The sequence below is a fragment of the Cupriavidus sp. NPDC089707 genome (assembly GCF_044748965.1).
In the GTDB taxonomy this organism is placed as follows: domain Bacteria; phylum Pseudomonadota; class Gammaproteobacteria; order Burkholderiales; family Burkholderiaceae; genus Cupriavidus.
In genome coordinates this window covers 140,845-157,535 of record NZ_JBIVHB010000013.1, presented here as the reverse complement: position 1 = coordinate 157,535, position 16,691 = coordinate 140,845, and the positions used below count along the sequence as shown (strand labels likewise).

Here is a 16,691-nt window from a genome sequence, read left to right as displayed (position 1 = left end):
TGGCGAATCCTAAAAAAAAACCGGCCCCTGTGCGGGCGCCGGTAAGAGCATTCTGCTTTCGCTTGGGTTACTGGAAAGCCGACACGCCCGTCAGCCGTCGCGAGATGAACAGCCGCTGGATCTCGGTGGTGCCGTCCGGGATCGGGATGATGATGGCCTCGCGCAGGTACTTCTCGACCATGAACTCCTTGGTGATGCCATTGCCGCCGTGCAGCTGCACCGCCTCGCGGCAGGCCTTGACCGCCGATTCCGTGGCGAATGCCTTGGCCATCGAGGCTTCCAGGTCGCAACGCACGCCGGCGTCGATCATGCCGAACACGCGCTGGCACATCAGGCGTGAGGCGTCGAGCAGCATCGCGATGTTGGCGATCTTGGCGGCCACGAGCTGGTGGGCGGCAATCTGCTTGCCGAACTGCTTGCGCTCGGTGGCGTAGGCGATCGAGTCTTCCAGCGCGGCGCGCATCAGGCCCACCGACAGCATGCCCACGTGGCCGCGCGCCATCTCGAACATCTTCATGGTGTTCTTCAGGCCTTCGCCTTCGCCGCCGAGCAGGTTGCTCGCGGGCACGCGGGTGTCGCTGAAGAACACCTGCGCGGTCGATTGCGAATTCAGCGCGATCTTCTCGATGTTGCGCGTTTCATAGCCGTGCTCCTGGCGGTCGACCAGGATGTGCGAGAGCCCCTTCTCGCCCTTGAACGTGCAGATGATGAAGTCGGAGTAGTGACCGTTGGTAATCCAGGTCTTCTCGCCGTTGATGATGAAGTGGTCGCCGTCGCGCACGCCGCGGGTCTTGAGCTCGGCCACGTTGGAGCCGACATCCGGCTCGGAGATGCCCGCGCAGCCGAACAGCTCGCCGGCCAGGATGCCCGGCAGGTAGCGGTCGCGGATTTCCGGGCTCGCCGTCAGCAATTTGCGTGCGATGCCGTTGTTGATCATCACGCAGATGCCGATGTCGCATGACACGGCCATCAGTTCCTCGAACAGCATCCCCTGCGCGGTATAGGTCCAGCCCATGCCGCCGTGCTCGACCGGCACCGTGCAGCCCGGCAGGCCGAATTTCGAGATCTGCATGAGCAGCTCACGCATTTTCTCTTTCGGGATGAAGCGGTCGCGGTACTCCTTCACCACTGGCTTGATCTCGGCGTGCAGGAACTTGCGGAAGGCCTCGACGGCCATGCGGTGGTCTTCGTTGGGCAGTTGGTATGGCATCGTGTTACCTCGTGTGTCGTCTGTTCTGGCGATGGATCAGTAGCCCTTGAACTCGGGCTTGCGCTTTTCCGCGAAGGCGCGCAGGCCTTCCTGGATGTCGTACGAGCGCTTGTGGTCGCGCAGCTCCAGCAACTCGTGACGGATGGCCTCGGCGGTGGTCTTGTCGCAGGCGTTGGCGGCGACGCGCTTCATGCGGGCCAGTACCAGAGGGCTCTTGCCCGCAAGCTTCTCGGCCAGCGCCTGGGCGCGGGCGGTCAGTTCGGCATCGGGCAGCACTTCATTGACGAGGCCATAGGTCTTCATCTCGGCGGCGCTCAGGGCGTCACCCGTGAAGAGCAGGTAGCGGGCCACGTTGTCGGGCACCTTGCGCGGCAGCAGTGCCGCGCCGCCGCCACCGGGGAACACGCCGAAGTTCGAGTGGGCGTCGCCCAGCGTCGCGCTTTCGGCAGCCAGCACGATGTCGCACGACAGCACCACTTCCATGCCACCCGCCAGCGCCATGCCGTTGACGGCCACGATCACCGGCTTGGGGAAATTGCGCAGCGTGTCGAAGAACTCGACGATCACGTCGAGCGAGTCCTTCTCGCCCGGCTGCGGCGCGGCGGCACCATTGCCCGCCTTCAGGTCCGCGCCCGCGCAGAAGGCACGGCCGGTGCCTGTCAGCACCACCACGCGCACGGCCTTGTCGTCGCGCCACGCCTTCAACGTCGCGGTCATCGACTCGACCATGTCGCGCGTCATGCTGTTCAGCTTGTCCGGCCGGTTCAGCGTCAGCCAGCCGACTACACCTTGCAGGGCTTGGGTCACACTCATCTTGTCTCTCCAGGATTGCGGACGGGCAGACGTCCGGGTTCGTTCGGTGTTGCCAATGTACGGAGCGTCCCCCGTCGCCCGCACACCCCCTCGGGGGTGGCAACGGGTCCAGGATGGGTGCGCAAACTGCTGGATGGGGCACCGTTCCGTCACCCACCGTTGCATCGAGACTGGTGTTTATGCTCTACTTGGCGCCAGGATCGGCAGGGTGTGAAAGGAGGCGGGATGCGCGTCGCGGCAGAAGTGGTGCTGAGCGCCAGCGAACGTGAGGCGTTGATGACACTGGCGGATGCGGCCGATACCAGTGCGCGTCTTGCGCAGCGCGTCCGCATCGTCCTGCTCGCCGCGCAGGGCATGCAGAACAAGGACATCGCCGACCAGCTCGGCATGGGCCGCGCGCAGGTGGCGCGCTGGCGCGAACGGTATGTGCAGTGGCGCCTGCCCGGCATCCAGAACAACCTCCCGCGCGGCGCACCGCCGCTGAAGGTGGACGTGGCGCAACTGGCCGAACTCACCGCGCGCGGCCGTCCGGATTCGCCCGAGCCGTGGAGCACGCGCACGCTGGCAGAGACGCTCGGCGTCAGCGCCGCCACCATCTCGCGCCACTGGAAGGCAATGGGCCAGGAGCCGCCCGTGCGCCATCGCGTGCGCGCGCAGGGGGCGTCCGGGCCTGCCGGCCTTCCCGATCTCTCCGGCTGCATGGTGGATATCGTTGGCCTTTATGTGCACGGCGACGAACATGCCCTGGTGCTCGCCAGCCGCACGCCGGTCAACGCGCCTGGCGTCGCCGACGGCGACGGCGACGCCAGGCGGCGCGTGGGCATGGGGGCCCTGCTCGACGCGCTCCGCCAGCTCGACGGCGGCCGCGACGCGCATCCCGCGGACACCGCAGCGCCCGCCAATGTGCGCGCCTGGCTCGCCTTCCTGCGCAAGGTGGAGCGTGCCGTGCACGGCAATGCCGCCCTTTATGTGCTCTGCGACAACGACATCAGCCAGCGGCACCCGGCCGTGCGCCGCTGGCTGGCGCGGCATCCGCGCTTCCAGGCCTGTTTTCCGGGGCCCTCCGCCTCGTGGCCACGCACGGTGCAGCGCTGCCTGCGCGCCATGGACACCAGCACGCTGCGCCATGCCATGCGCACCGTGCCGGACTTGCTGGCCTGCGTCGCGGCGTATCGTGCGAACGCCGCCGCGACCCAGCCGTTCGTCTGGCTGGTGTCCGGGGCCGATGGTGCGGCCGACGGTCCTCCCGATGGTGCTCCCGATGCCGCTGCCGTGGCTGCGCCCGACGCCGCCACCGCGATCGTGGCTCCCGAGCCGCCACCGCCCGCGGCACCCGCCAGCGACGATCTGCTCGCCGGCATCGACGCCGCCCGCCTGGCCCCGCCACGCACGAAAGACACCCTGCTGCCCCGCGACGCCCTGATGGCGCGCCTGCAGGACGCCCGCCGCCATCGCTGTGTCGTGGTGCACGGCCAGGCCGGCAGTGGCAAGACGACCGCGTTGCTGGCATGGCGCCGGCAGCTGCTGTCGATGGACTATGACGTGACGTGGCTGTCGCTCGCGGCGGACGACAACGCCCCGGCACACTTCTGCGTCAGCCTGCTGGCGAGCGTGGCCCAGGCCGATCCGGCCGCGGCGCGCGCAGTCGCGCGTCCGCCGGGCCTGCCGGGCCTGCCAGGCATAAGGCCCGGGCAGGCGGAACCCGCCGACGCAGAGATCGAGCCCTGGATCATCAGTCTCGTCCAGGCACTCGCGCGATACCCGCGCGAACTGGTACTGATCCTCGACGACCTGCACCGCGTGGGCAATCCGCGCACCTTCCGGGCAGTGCAATGGCTGATCGACTACGCACCGCCCAACGTCCATGTCGTGCTCGGGTCCCGCACCGCCCTGCCACTGTCACTGGAGCGCATCCGCGCGCGCGGGCTGCTGACCGAGGTGGGCATGCGCGACCTGCGCTTCACTGCCGACGAAACCGAGCGCTTTCTTGCCGGGCAGCTCAGCGGCATTGACGCACGCGACGCCGCCGAGATCCACCGCTTCACCGACGGCTGGGCAACGGGCCTGCAACGCGCCGTGACCGAACTGCGCAGCCGCTCCCATCCCGACAGGCATACCGCGCAAGCGCGCGTCGTCACCGCCCTGACCGGGTATTTCGAGCGCGAAGTTCTGGCGGCCCTGCCCAGCGATGACCTGGAATGGCTGACATCGACGGCGCTCTGCCAGCGGCTTTGCGGCCCGCTTTGCGCGGCGGTGCTCGGGCGCCCCGACGATGCCGCCGCGCTGTCGGCCCGTCTCGCCCGCCTCGAAACGGACCAGCTGTTCGTGACCCGCGACACCGAGTCCGGCCTCGATACCTGGTACCGGCTGCATCCGCTGCTGCGCGACGTCCTTGCCGCGCGGCTTGGCGTCATGCCGGCCAGCACCCGCCAGGCCCTGCATGCCGCGGCGGGCGCATGGTTTCGCACCCACGGCATGATCGACGAGGCGGTACACCATGCGGTGCAGGCAGGCGACGTGGACGCTGCCGCCGGCATGGTGGAAGCCTGTGCCTACGACCTGCTCGCCCGGGGCGACCTGACTCGCCTCGTCGGCCTGCTGCGGCGGCTGCCGGAGGCGGTACAGCGCGGGCGCTTCGGCCTGCTGCTGGTGTCGGCCTACTACGCGATGTACACGGCCAGGTTCAATGCCGCCCAGGAAAGCCTCGCGCGGATCGCCGCCCAGCGCAAGACGCTCGACAGCCGCCAGCGCTACGCCGAGGCGCTGATCCGTGCCGGGCTCGCGCTCCAGCAGGACGATGTCGATACGGTGCTGGCGATGGTCCCCTCACTGCGCGACGGCATTCCTGCCGAAGCCGACGACTTCAGCTGGAACTGCCGCAGCAACATCCTCGGCTGGGCCTATATCTACCAGCGCCAGTACGACCAGGCGCGCGCCGTCGTGGACGAGGCCGGCGCGCGCGGCGCAGGCACGCGCAGCCGGCTCCTGGGCGACTGCATCGCGGCCATGAGCGTCGCCCTGGAAGGCCGTCCGGACGCGGCGGAGCAAACCGTGCGCGAGATACTGGAAAGCGCCGACGCGCGCGGCGTAGATGCCACCGGCCTCTCCTGCATGACCGCCGGCCTGCTTGCCGACATCCTGTACGAGGTCAACGACACCGAGGCCGCTGTCCGGCTGCTGGAACCGCGCATGAACGTGCTGGAACGCGCCTCGCTGCCCGACACCGTGTTGCATGCCTGCCTGGTGCTCGCGCGCGCGCACTGGCTGGTGGGGCGCCGCGCGCAGGCCATGGCCTGCATCGACCGGCTGGAAGCCTACGCCGACCGCTTCGGCATGGACCGCCTGCTGGCCGAGGCCCATGCCCTGCGCCTGCGCTGCCATCACGAGCTCGGCGAGATGCAGAGTGCCAACACCGCATTGCGCCAGCTCGAGGCCATCGGCAAGCGCCACGCCGATGGGCGCACCGAAACCGCGCGTCGCGTGCTGGCAGTCGTCCGGCAGGCGCGCGACGACATGCTGCTGCCGCTGCGCGACTACACCACCTGCGCCACCCGGCTGGCGCAGGTCCTGGAAGCCGGCTCGCTCCACCCGGTACGTCAGGCCGGCCTCGAAATGCAGCTGGCCCTTGCACAACACCGCGTCGGCCGCCCGCAAGCCGCGCATTCCCATCTGACGAAGGCACTGTCGCTGGGTCACCGGTTCGGGCTGGTACGCACGCTGCTCGACGTGTCGCCAGACCTGCCGGCGCAGATCGACGCCATCCTGGACACCCGCCGCGATACGCCACGGAACCCATCCGGCAACGCGGGCACGCTCGACCCTGTTCTCGCCTTTTACGTGACGCGGCTGCGCACGGAGGCCGCAAGTACCGGCGCCGTCGCGCCCGGCCACGATGTGGCCACGGCCGGCACCGGCGCAGCCGGCCTGCTCAGCGAGCGCGAACGCGAGGTGCTGGACCTCGCCGCACAGGCCATGCCGAACAAGAAGATCGCCATGGTGCTGGGCCTCGCGCAGGAAACCGTCAAATGGCACCTGAAGAACATCTACGCCAAGCTCGGCGTGGCCGGCCGCGGGGGGGCGGCGGCGCGGCTGCGGGATCTGGTCGGGACGCCGAAGCGCGAGGGCTAGTCCAGGTGCCGGGCCACGGGCACATTGCCTTTCAGAATCACCGCTTCATCCGAAACGCATAGCTGCACTTTCTCCGGAATGACGCTCCAGCCCACCCCCATCGGGGTGTGCGGCCCTGTGTCCGCGCAGCAATGATGCGGACACAGACAGCGAATTTCGCAAGGAGAAGCTACGTGAATCAACAATGCGCAATCATCGGCGTCGGCATGACGCCGTTTGGGAAGTTCCTCGACAAGTCCGTCCGCATGATGGCCATGGATGCCGCCCAGGCTGCGCTGGCTGACGCCGGTATCCAGCCGAAGGACGTCGAGCAGGTGTATTTCTCGAATGCCGTCGCGGGCCTGGTCACCGGCCAGGAAATGGTGCGCGGCCAGGCCGCCCTGCGCTTCCTGGGCCTGCCGGGCGTGCCGGTGGTCAACGTCGAGAACGCTTGCGCCTCGGGCAGCACGGCTTTCAACCTGGCCTACAACGCGGTGCGCGCCGGCCAGGTGCAGGTGGCGCTGGTGGTAGGCGCCGAGCGCATGTCGCATGAAGACAAGCGCGTGTCGTTCGGCGCGCTGGCCAAGGCCGTGGACCTGGAGGAAGAATTGCCGAAGCACGTCGGCTCGGGCAGCGGCTCGATCTTCATGGACATCTACGCCGAGAAGACGCGCAAGTACATGGAAGCCACCGGCTGCACGCGCGAAGACCTGGCGCAGATCGTGGTCAAGAGCCGCCACGCCGCCTCGCTGAACCCGCTCGCCCAGTTCCGCACCGAAACCACGGTGGAAGACGTGCTGGCCAGCCGCGTGATCAGCGATCCGCTGACGCTCCAGATGTGCTCGTCCATTGGCGACGGCGCCGCCGCCCTGGTGCTGTGCACCGCCGACTACCTGAAGAAGCTGACGGCGAAGAAGCCGGTGTGGGTCGGCGCCTCGGCGATCGTGGCGGGCACGCCCGACCTGAGCCTGGCACCATCGCCGATCCGCGCCACCTTCAAGGCCTACGAGATGGCCGGCGTCGATCCGCGCGACATCCACGTGGCCGAAGTGCACGATGCCTCCGCCCCGTCGGAAGTCATGTACTACGAAAGCCTCGGCTTCTGCGCGGCGGGCGAAGGCGTAGGCCTGCTGCGCAGTGGCGCCACGGGCCTGAACGGCAAGATTTCCGTCAACCCGAGTGGCGGCCTGCTGAGCAAGGGCCACCCCATCGGCGCTACCGGCGTCTCGCAACTGGTGGAACTGGCCCAGCAACTGCGCGGCGAAAGCGGCCCCCGCCAGCGCCACGGCGCAAAGATAGCGCTGGCCGAGAACGGCGGCGGACAGGTGGGACTGGACGGCGCCGCGGCCGTCTCGACGATCCTGCAGGTCTGAGCGCGTTCTTCGCGAACAGCTGCAAGGCCCCCTCACTCGCAAGAGCGAGGGGTTTCTACCATATGGCGCCCCGACAGGGCCCAACTTGAGTAGAGGCGAACAGCACATGCCCCCTCCCAACCGCAAGCCACTGCACACGCGCCAGATCACCTGCACCGGCTACCTGCGCGATGACGGCCTGATCGACGTCGAAGCAGAACTGAAGGACATCTCGCCCGACGGCACCCACCTGCTGTTCAAGGAGGTACCGCCCGGCGGCGCCATCCATCACATGCACGTGTCGGCAACCATCGACATGGACCTCGTGATCCGGGACATCACCGCCCGCATGGCCGCCGGCCCGTCCGACATCTGCCCCGAGATCGAGCCCGCCTATGGCGCGCTCAAGGGCGTGGCGCTGCGCACCGGCTTCCGGCAGGCGGTCAAGGCACGCGTGGGCGGCGTGAAGGGTTGCACCCACATGACCGACCTGCTCGGCCCGATGGCGACCACCGCCGTGCAGAGCCGCTTCTCGCTCGACCGCGCCGCGCGCAACGGCCGCCTGCCCGCCGACGAAGCGGGACCGATGCCAAGGCCTGCCCTGGTCGGCACCTGCCATACGTACCGCATTGACAGCCGCGCGGTGGCCATCCTCTGGCCGCCGCATCGCCGTCTAAATAACGAGGACGCTGACGGATCCGCCGGGGCTGAAGTGTCCGGCTGACGGCTCCTGCCCTTGCCGAGCAACCCCGCGCGCATGCCCTCGACGCCATCTGCCGGCAAGCTCCACGCTCGCCCGCGCGAATCGGACGCGACCACAAGCCCCCTTCATTCCAGGCGCGCGCGAGGCTCCGCGGCATCGCCGCATCGATCCTTGAGGATCTCTATTAGCCGGCAGATGACGGGAGCCAGATAGGCTCCGCTGCGATACATGATGCCGATGCGCCGGCCAAGGTCCAGCTTGCCGGGCGCCATGTCCAGCGCTCGAAGATAATCGAGTCGAGCCAGCGTGTCCTGACTGCAGAGACTTAGCCAGCGGGATCCGTGCACGAGTTCGAGCATTGCATGGCGATTCGAATCGGTTTCCACGCGCAACCTGGGTTTAGGCAGTCCTTGCCCGAGAAAAGCGTCCTCGATCTGCTGCCGTAGCAGAACCCCCCGGGGCGGCAGTACCCACTCCTCCTGTGTAAGGTCCTCCAGACCGAGGTTGCGCTTGCTTGCCAGCGGATGACCGGCATCAGCCACAACGAACAGCCGGTCCATATACAACGGTTGCATCGTCACCTGCTCGATTTCGGCGTCCGGAATCCGCGCCACAATGAGATCGACATCGCCGCTTAAGAGCGCATCGAGCAATGCATCGCCCAGCCTCTCGCGCAAACAGAATCGGGCCGCGGGTCGCTCGCGCGCAAGCTGCTTGCAGGCACCAAAGACCAGCGAAGCCGCGACCGTTGGACTGAATCCGAAGCGCACCGTGCCGACTGCCCCCGCCCGCATCCCGGCGAGTTCCCGCAATGCGTCGTCGTACTCCAGGCGTATCTTCCGGGCCCGCGCGACCAATGCTGCGCCCGCGATGGTTAGCGCCATACCGCGGCCCGTGCGCTCAAACAACGGCATCCCAACTTCCCGTTCCAGTCTTGCCACCGCCTTGGTGACAGCCGGCTGCGTCATACCCATCTGCTCCGCCGCGCGCAAGACGCTGCCGCGTTCCGCAACGGCAAGAAGGTAATCCAGATCACGAACGTCCATGGTATGCCCCGGAGTTATACAAAATTTCCACTCTGGATATTGTTGGAATATCAGCCAGCATACAGACTGCAGCAATGGCAAACAAGGAGACATGATGAGCTTTCCTGCATTCCTGCATCGGGCGGCGAAATTCTGGGCAGATCGCCCGGCCGTGCGATGCGGCGACCGCACGCTTTCGTATCAGGACCTGAATAATCGCTCGACGCGGCTGGCCAATGGGTTGCGTGCGCTGGGCTTGAGCCGGGGCGACCGCGTGGCAATACAGGCCCGCAACTGTGTGGAATTGGTCGAAATCGAATGTGCGCTTTACAAGGCTGGTTTGGTAAAGGCTGCGATGAACGCGCGCTTCACGGCCGGCGAAGTGAGCGAACTGGTGGAAAGCTGCACACCGCGCGTACTGATCGCAGGGAGCGGCTTCACTCACTACCATGCCGGCACGCCGGGATTCGGATCCATTGAGGCTTTTGTCGCGATCGGTGGTGCGGTGCAGGGATATGCCGACTACGAAACCATGGTCGCTTCCGCTTCGACCAGGCCGCTCGACATGCGCCCGGCACCCGATGACCTTGCCGTGCTTCATTTCTCGTCGGGCTCCACTGGCAAAGTGAAGGCGGCAATGCAAAGCTATGGCAACCGGTTGGCGGCATTCCGCAAGGTCCTGCTGACCGATGGCGACGTCCGCCCTGGCGATCGCATCGCGTTGCTCGGGCCGGTCACCCACGCCTCCGGCATGCTGGTCCAGCCGAACCTGTTTCGTGGCGCCGAGCTCGTGCTCTTCGAGCGCTTCGATCCCGGCGAATTCCTTGACGCCGTCGGACGCTACGGCATTACCCACGCCATGATGGTGCCCGCGATGATCAATATGCTGCTCGCCGAGCCGCGCCTTGAGCGCGCGGATCTGCGGACACTGCGTGCGCTGAGCTACGGCGCGGCGCCAATGGCTCCTGCGCGCATCCGGGAGGCGTGGGAACGCATCGGGCCAGTCCTGGCACAAGGCTACGGCGCCAGCGAGTCAACCTCCGGCGTGGCGCGACTCAGCATTGCCGACCACGCCCACGCCATCGCCCAGCGCCCCGAGCGGCTGGCCTCGTGCGGGCGGCCCTTCGCCGAATCGGAGGTGCGTGTGGTCGACGATGCCGGGAACGATGTGAGTGGCGATGCCATCGGCGAAATCGTCATACGCGGCGACGATGTTTTCCAGGGCTACTGGGGCGAACCGGCGCTTACCGCCGAAGCCATCGTTGATGGCTGGTTGCGAACCGGCGACCTCGCCAGAGTGGATGACGAAGGCTACCTGTACCTCGTCGATCGCAAGAAAGACATGATCATTTCCGGTGGCTTCAACGTGTACCCGACCGAGGTGGAGGCGGCCCTTTATCGGCATCCCGACATCTTCGAGGCCTGCGTAATCGGCGTGCCTGACCCAACCTGGGGAGAAAGTGTTAAGGCGGTGGTTTCACTGAAGGAAGGTGCCGTGACGCACCAGGATGAAATCATCGCGCATTGCCGTGCCCTCATCGCTGACTACAAGACGCCGCGATCCGTGGAGTTTGTCCGCGAGTTGCCCAAGAACCCGAATGGCAAGCTCGCACGCAAGCTCGTGCGCGAGCCCTACTGGAAAGGCGTGGACCGCCGCGTGAACTAGGAGACACGAATGGACCATCTTGTGAGCCCTGAACTCGGGCGCATTCGCGAACGCATCCGCACCTTCATCCAGGATGAGCTTGTTCCGCTACAGGCATCGGCGCAGCTTGGGCCCGAGGACCCGTGGCCACGCGACGTGCTGCGCAAGGTCTGGAAGCGCTCGGCAGAGCTGGGCCTGTATGGTATCTACCTGCCGAAGGAGCATGGCGGCCAGGGGCTGACCATTGTCGACCAATGCGCCCTGAAGCTGGAGATCGCCTCCTCGGAGTGCGCGCTGGCGCCCCACGTGCTGGGCGACCTGGGCGGCCCGCCGCGCGTCGGCAACATGCTTCGTCATGCGACCCCGGAGCAAATGGAGCGGTATTTCCTCCCTGTTATCCGCGCGGACAAGGCCACCTGCTTTGCCCTGACCGAGCCGCATTCCGGCTCGGATGCCAACAGCATATCCACCACCGCTGTCGCTGACGGCGACGACTTGGTGATCAATGGCCGCAAGCACTACATCAGCGGCGCTCCCTTTGCCGACTTTGCCATCGTCATGTGCGTGACCGATCCCACCACGACGCCGGCGACAGTCACCGCCGTGCTGGTGGACCTCGATCTGCCGGGCGTAACGGTCGAGGTGGCATACGTGCCGATGTCCGGGCAGCACATTGATGCCGACATCAGTTTCGAGAACGTGCGCGTGCCGAAGTCGAATATTCTGGGCGGGCTCGGCAACGGATTCAGGCTTGGCATGAACCGTATCAACGTCAATCGGCTGTTGCATTGTCCGAGCATGCTGGGTCAGGCCAGGAAGGTTTACCAGCGCTCCCTGCAGTATGCCCAGCAGCGACACCAGTTTGGCGCACCGATCGCGCGATTTCAGGCCATCCAGCATATGCTGGCAGATATGGCTGCAGCGTTGTGGGCCTGCGAAAGCATGATCGCCAACACGGCGGTACTTGCCGATCGTGGCGCGGATATCCGCATGCAGGCCTCCGCCTGCAAGCTCTTTGTTTCCGAACGCTGCTTTGAAGTCGCGGACAAGGCAGTGCAGATACATGGCAACGTCGGCGTCACGAGGGGACATCCCGTGGAGCACGTATTTCGCAAACTGCGCATGAGCAGAATCTACACCGGGACGAGCGAGATCCAGCGCAACACCATTGCACGCGTGATCCTGGAAGCCGCCAAGACGGAAGCGTGAGTCGGCTATCAACGCCAGGCCACTCACGCACAGCACAAAGGAGACCATCAGATGAACCGAAGATCCTGGCTGCTTATGACGGCGGCCGCGATGGCACTGCCGCAGGTTCGGACAGCCTTGGCCGCAGGCTATCCCGAAAAGCCCATTCGCATGATCGTTCCCTTCCTCGCCGGAAGTTCGCCCGACCTTCTCGCCCGCATGCTCGGCAGCGAGCTGGGCAAGCGCCTGCGCCAGGCGGTGGTCATCGAGAACATACCAGGCGCTGGCGGTCTGATTGGAACGACAGCCCTGAAGCGCGCCGCCCCGGACGGCTACACGCTCGGCTTGCTCGCCAACACGCAGTTGATCAGCTCGCACATGTATGCGAAGAGGCCTTATGACCTCGGTACGGATTTCACGCCGATCACAAGCTTCAGCGGCGGCGCCTCGGTCGTGGTCGTCAAGTCATCCTCGAACATACGCACCCTGCGCGAGCTCGTGGCAGAGATCCGGCGCGCGCCGGAGAAGTACAACTATGCGTCGAGCGGAAAGGGAAGCATTGCTCATCTCGCGGCGGAGGCGCTTCTTCGTCAGCATGACGCGAAAGCCGTCCACGTCCCATACAAAGGCGGGCCGGAAATTACCAATGCCGTCTTGAATGGCCAGGTACTGTTCGGCATTCCCGTCGCCTCGATGACGGTGCCCTACCTGCGCAGCGGGCAGCTGACTCCTCTGGCGGTGACCACCGCAGCCCGATCGCCGATCCTGCCTGAGGTGCCGACGCTTGCGGAAGCATTGCCTCCGGGCTACGTGCTCGACAACTGGGGTGGCATCTTCGCGCCTGCCAAATTGCCGCCTGACCTGTTGGCGCTCCTGTTCACACATCTGCACGCCATCATCACCGACGGCTTGCTGGACACCCACGCACGCGGTATCGGAGCCGAGATCCGGCTCAGCAAGTCACCAGCCGAATTCGCCGAATTCGTTCGGGCAGAAGACCGGCAGTACGGCAAATGGATCGCCAGCATCGGAATTGCAAACGGGTCGGGAGGCTGACGAGATGACTGTTGCCGCATGGTCCTGTTTGCGGGACGCAAGAATACTGGACGTCAGCCAGCTCCTTCCAGGGCCCCACGCGGCGCTCGCTCTGAGCCAGCTAGGGGCGGACGTCATCAAGGTGGAGCAACCGAATGGCGGAGATACGGTCAGGACAATGGGACGCAATGCGTTTGCCCAACTGAACCACGGCAAGCGCTGCATTGCCCTGGACCTGAAGTCGGACGAGGGGCGAACCGCATTCCTGGCGCTCGCCCGCGAGGCGGATGCCGTGATCGAAGGGTTCCGGCCCGGTGTCATGGATCGGCTCGGCCTCGGCTATGACAAACTCAGCGCGGCGAATCCGCGCATCGTGATGTGTTCGATTTCCGGATTCGGGCAATCCGGCCCGTACTCGGCCGATCCCGGTCATGACCTGAACTACCTGGCCCTCGCCGGCTACTGGGGAGTACCGGCGCAGATGGAAGACGTGGTGGCACGGCCCCGGGTGCGCATCTCGGACTATGCCGCCGCGGCCTACGCCAGCCTGTCTCTTGCCGTGGCGATCATGAGCGCGCGGCAGAGCGGGTGCGGGCAGCATCTCGACGTGTCTATCCACGACGCCATCCTGGCCTGGACTGCCGGAGCGGCCTGGACAGCCAGGCACGCGCTCGAAGCCGGCCAGGATACGCCGGGCGTGATGCCGGACAACGATATCTTTCAAACCGCGGACGGTCGTCACATGGTCCTCGGGATCATGGAGAACAAATTCTGGCTGTCCCTGCGAGATCGACTTGGGGCCGAGTTCCCGGAACTGCTGTCGGAAGGCTACGCGTCCCGTGCACTGCGGCAGCAGCGCAAGCAGGAGGTTCATGCGTTGCTGAATCGCATTTTCGCCTCGCGCCCCCTTGCGGCATGGCGAGTTGAATTCGAGGGTACAGACGTGCCGTTCTCGCCCGTGCTGGATGCCACCGAACTCTTCAATGATCCTCACGTCCAGTCGCGGCAGGTTATACGACCGCTCGATGGCAACGCAACGATGGCAACACGGTTTCCCGTGAAGTTTTCTGCGGGGCTCCCGGATATCCCCGGCCGGGTAGCGTCAGTCGGCCAGGACAATGACGCCGTGCTCTCCGCGCAGGGCTGGCCTGGCCGCGACCGCGAACGGCAGACGGACATCCAGCGGGAACCTGCTACGTGCCGCGCAGTGCAAATCGCCCAGCCAGCCGACGCAGGCGATTCTTCAACGAAAGAGATCGCACCATGAAAACAAGGGTGTTGGTGTTGTCCGCGCTGACGTCCATGGGCGGTACGGCGCTGGCACAGTCCAGCGTGACCATGTATGGCGTATTGGATACCCCCATCGAGTATGTCAACAACGTCGCGCGAGGCGTGCCCTCGGTCGTCAATGGTCAACTCGTGCCGCAGCCGGGCGGAAAGCGCTTCTCGATGGTTACCGCCGGCCTCTCGTCTCCGCGGTGGGGGCTGCGCGGCCAGGAAACATTAGGAGGTGGCCTCTCTGCCCTCTTTGTTCTCGAAGGCGGCTTTGGCGTAGATACAGGGGTAGCGACGTCGAACCGACTGTTCGGACGCCAGGCCTATGTCGGCCTTCGAGGTCCATACGGCAGGCTGACATTCGGGCGCCAGTACACCAGCATCTTCGAGGGCTTTTCGAACTTTACGCCCACCCGCTACGCGGTACTGTACGAACCGATTGCCTGGCAACTCGGGGTGAACTATCGCAGCGACAACATGGTCAAGTACCTCGGCACTTTCGGGCGGCTGACAGCATCCGCGCATTACACGTTCGGGGCCGGCACCGGCGTCCTTGGCACCACGGCGCTCGCCAACGGCGGCGGCGGCGAGACGCCCGGCAACTTCCGCGACAACACCGGCTATGGCGCTTCCTTGACCTACACCGACGGCAAGTTCGGTGCCACAGCGGTGTACGACGAGTGGCGACCAACCATCACGACTGGACAGCCAGGAAGGGTTCGCAAATTCGGCGGTGCCCTCAGCTACGATTTCGGCGCGATCAAGGCCATGGCCGGCTACCGCTGGAACCGCTCCAGCTTTGCCAACAGCAATACATTGATTCGTGACGACTACTGGTGGGCTGGTGTCAATTACCGCGCGATGCCGGCTCTGGGACTCAGCCTCGCCTACTTCTATGCCGACATCAAGGAAGCCAGGCTCAATGCCACGGCGCCTGGAACCGAGCCCGCCAATCCCTGGCAGGTGACCTTCATTGCCGACTACGACCTCTCCAAGCGTACGGATGTATATCTGACGACTGCGTATGCGCGCAACGCCGGCCTGAACTTCGACTCGTCGCCGATCAGCTTCGCCAATGGCTACTTTCCGACCGCCGGGCAGAAGGGCATGTTTGGCGTAGCAATCGGGGTTCGCCATAGGTTCTGACTGAAACGCAGCGCTGACGAGATCCATCAGGCCGAAGTCGAGCACTTCGATGTTCGGTAGCTCCGCAGTCTGGAACACGTCGCGCAGTGCGCCGTGGGTTTCGATCAGCACGTGGACAGGCACGGACTTTTGCAGTCCGGCCATCCTGCCGGCCTCGCCCATGTACCGGATCACCTCGGCAACCTGCCCGCCGCTGGTGGCCTCGGGCCGGCGGCGGCACCGTCCGTAGAAAAATCTATGTACGAACATTTTGATGATGTTTCGCACTTGACGAGACAAATCACCGAATAGAGTGATGAAATCGACTCAAGGCAAATTTTCTGTATATCGTAGGGCTCTACACCCCCTCGAAAAATACCTTGCGATCAGTGCCGGCAATCTCGTACATTAATTTCCATATTTCGTAGTAACTAACGATATATCGGAATATCAATGCCCATCCAGATTCCCGCAGCCAGCCGCGCCATGGCCGTATTCGAGGTCTTTGCCCGCGAAAAGCGCGACCTGTCCAACTCCGAGATGGCGAAGCTGCTGGCCGTCGCCGACAGCAGCTGCTCCGACCTGCTGCATACGCTGCACTCGCTTGGCTACCTGATGCGCACCACGCGCACGCGGCGCTTCTATCCGACCGGCCGCCTGTTCGAGACCGCGCGCCAGATCGCGGAAAGCGACCCGCTGACCCGGCTGGCCCAGGAAGCGGTGCGGCGCCTGACGGATGCCACCAACGAAAGCGCCTTCTTCGGCGTGCTGGAGCCCCAGGCCGTGCGCGTCGCCGCCGTGGCCCAGAGCCGACTGCCGCTGCGCTACATCCTCGACGTCGGCGAGCGTGTTGCCCTGCATGCCTCCGCACTCGGCAAAGCCCTGCTGGGCCTGCTCCCGGAAGACGAGGCGCGCGCCAGGCTGGAGGCCATTCGCCGGCCGGCGGTCACGCGCAGCACGGTGGTGGATATCGAGCCACTGATGGCACAGATGGCGCGCGGGCGCGAGCAAGGCTGGTACGAAGCCCATGACGAAGGGACCGCCGGCGTGACGGCGCTGGCCGTCCCGGCGCGCCTGGACGAGCGCCCGGTGGCCATCTCGCTGGCGGGGCCGACCGAACGTATCGAGAAACACCGCGAATCCTATCTGGCGGCCCTGCGCGACGTGCGCGATTCCCTGCTGGCCGACCACTGACTCTGCAAAACCCGACTCT

13 protein-coding genes are annotated in these 16,691 nt (G+C 65.7%); 10 read left to right on the top strand and 3 right to left on the bottom strand.

Going from position 1 to position 16,691, the window contains the following annotated elements; all coding sequences use genetic code 11:
- Window positions 1–67: 67 nt before the first annotated feature.
- Window positions 68–1,210 carry an acyl-CoA dehydrogenase family protein gene (locus ACIP1U_RS20995; RefSeq protein ID WP_400318790.1) on the bottom strand — a complete coding sequence of 381 codons (1,143 nt, stop codon included), beginning with the start codon at window positions 1,208–1,210 and terminating at the stop codon, window positions 68–70.
- A 36-nt stretch (window positions 1,211–1,246) separates the two neighbouring features.
- A complete protein-coding gene (locus ACIP1U_RS20990; protein WP_400318787.1) occupies window positions 1,247–2,023 on the bottom strand; it encodes an enoyl-CoA hydratase/isomerase family protein in 777 nt (258 codons plus the stop codon).
- 225 nt (window positions 2,024–2,248) lie between these two features.
- Here ACIP1U_RS20990 and ACIP1U_RS20985 point away from each other — a divergent pair, with 225 nt between their 5' ends.
- The 3 genes from ACIP1U_RS20985 (at window position 2,249) to ACIP1U_RS20975 (ending at window position 8,206) form a co-directional block, all read left to right on the top strand.
- Window positions 2,249–6,151 carry a LuxR C-terminal-related transcriptional regulator gene (locus ACIP1U_RS20985; protein ID WP_400318784.1) on the top strand — a complete coding sequence of 1,301 codons (3,903 nt, stop codon included), beginning with the start codon at window positions 2,249–2,251 and terminating at the stop codon, window positions 6,149–6,151.
- Between the two features lie 173 nt (window positions 6,152–6,324).
- Entirely contained in the window at window positions 6,325–7,503 is a 1,179-nt protein-coding gene (locus ACIP1U_RS20980) for a thiolase family protein (RefSeq protein WP_400318781.1), read from the top strand.
- Between the two features lie 106 nt (window positions 7,504–7,609).
- Window positions 7,610–8,206: a DUF2889 domain-containing protein gene (locus ACIP1U_RS20975; protein WP_400318778.1), complete on the top strand. Its 597-nt coding sequence runs from the start codon at window positions 7,610–7,612 to the stop codon at window positions 8,204–8,206.
- A 104-nt stretch (window positions 8,207–8,310) separates the two neighbouring features.
- On the opposite strand, the gene ACIP1U_RS20970 is transcribed toward ACIP1U_RS20975, so the two are convergent.
- A complete protein-coding gene (locus ACIP1U_RS20970; protein WP_400318775.1) occupies window positions 8,311–9,231 on the bottom strand; it encodes a LysR family transcriptional regulator in 921 nt (306 codons plus the stop codon).
- Between the two features lie 94 nt (window positions 9,232–9,325).
- Between ACIP1U_RS20970 and ACIP1U_RS20965 the strand changes: the two genes are divergently transcribed.
- The 7 genes from ACIP1U_RS20965 to ACIP1U_RS20935 all read left to right on the top strand — a co-directional run bounded on the left by ACIP1U_RS20965 (window position 9,326) and on the right by ACIP1U_RS20935 (window position 16,672).
- On the top strand, window positions 9,326–10,876 hold the full coding sequence (locus tag ACIP1U_RS20965) for an AMP-binding protein (protein WP_400318875.1): 1,551 nt from the start codon (window positions 9,326–9,328) through the stop codon (window positions 10,874–10,876).
- A gap of 9 nt (window positions 10,877–10,885) precedes the next feature.
- Window positions 10,886–12,064 carry an acyl-CoA dehydrogenase family protein gene (locus ACIP1U_RS20960; RefSeq protein ID WP_400318774.1) on the top strand — a complete coding sequence of 393 codons (1,179 nt, stop codon included), beginning with the start codon at window positions 10,886–10,888 and terminating at the stop codon, window positions 12,062–12,064.
- A 51-nt stretch (window positions 12,065–12,115) separates the two neighbouring features.
- On the top strand, window positions 12,116–13,099 hold the full coding sequence (locus ACIP1U_RS20955) for a Bug family tripartite tricarboxylate transporter substrate binding protein (protein WP_400318771.1): 984 nt from the start codon (window positions 12,116–12,118) through the stop codon (window positions 13,097–13,099).
- Window positions 13,100–13,103: 4 nt separating this feature from the next.
- Window positions 13,104–14,345 carry a CaiB/BaiF CoA transferase family protein gene (locus ACIP1U_RS20950; RefSeq protein ID WP_400318768.1) on the top strand — a complete coding sequence of 414 codons (1,242 nt, stop codon included), beginning with the start codon at window positions 13,104–13,106 and terminating at the stop codon, window positions 14,343–14,345.
- Window positions 14,342–15,499 carry a porin gene (locus tag ACIP1U_RS20945; RefSeq protein WP_400318767.1) on the top strand — a complete coding sequence of 386 codons (1,158 nt, stop codon included), beginning with the start codon at window positions 14,342–14,344 and terminating at the stop codon, window positions 15,497–15,499. The genes ACIP1U_RS20950 and ACIP1U_RS20945 overlap by 4 nt, the downstream gene beginning before the upstream one ends.
- A gap of 93 nt (window positions 15,500–15,592) precedes the next feature.
- Window positions 15,593–15,790 (top strand): hypothetical protein, encoded by a 198-nt coding sequence (locus ACIP1U_RS20940; protein WP_400318764.1) that lies wholly within the window; start codon window positions 15,593–15,595, stop codon window positions 15,788–15,790.
- Window positions 15,791–15,931: 141 nt separating this feature from the next.
- Complete coding sequence (locus ACIP1U_RS20935) at window positions 15,932–16,672, top strand: IclR family transcriptional regulator (protein ID WP_400318761.1); 741 nt, start codon at window positions 15,932–15,934, stop codon at window positions 16,670–16,672.
- The last annotated feature ends 19 nt before the right edge of the window (window positions 16,673–16,691 follow it).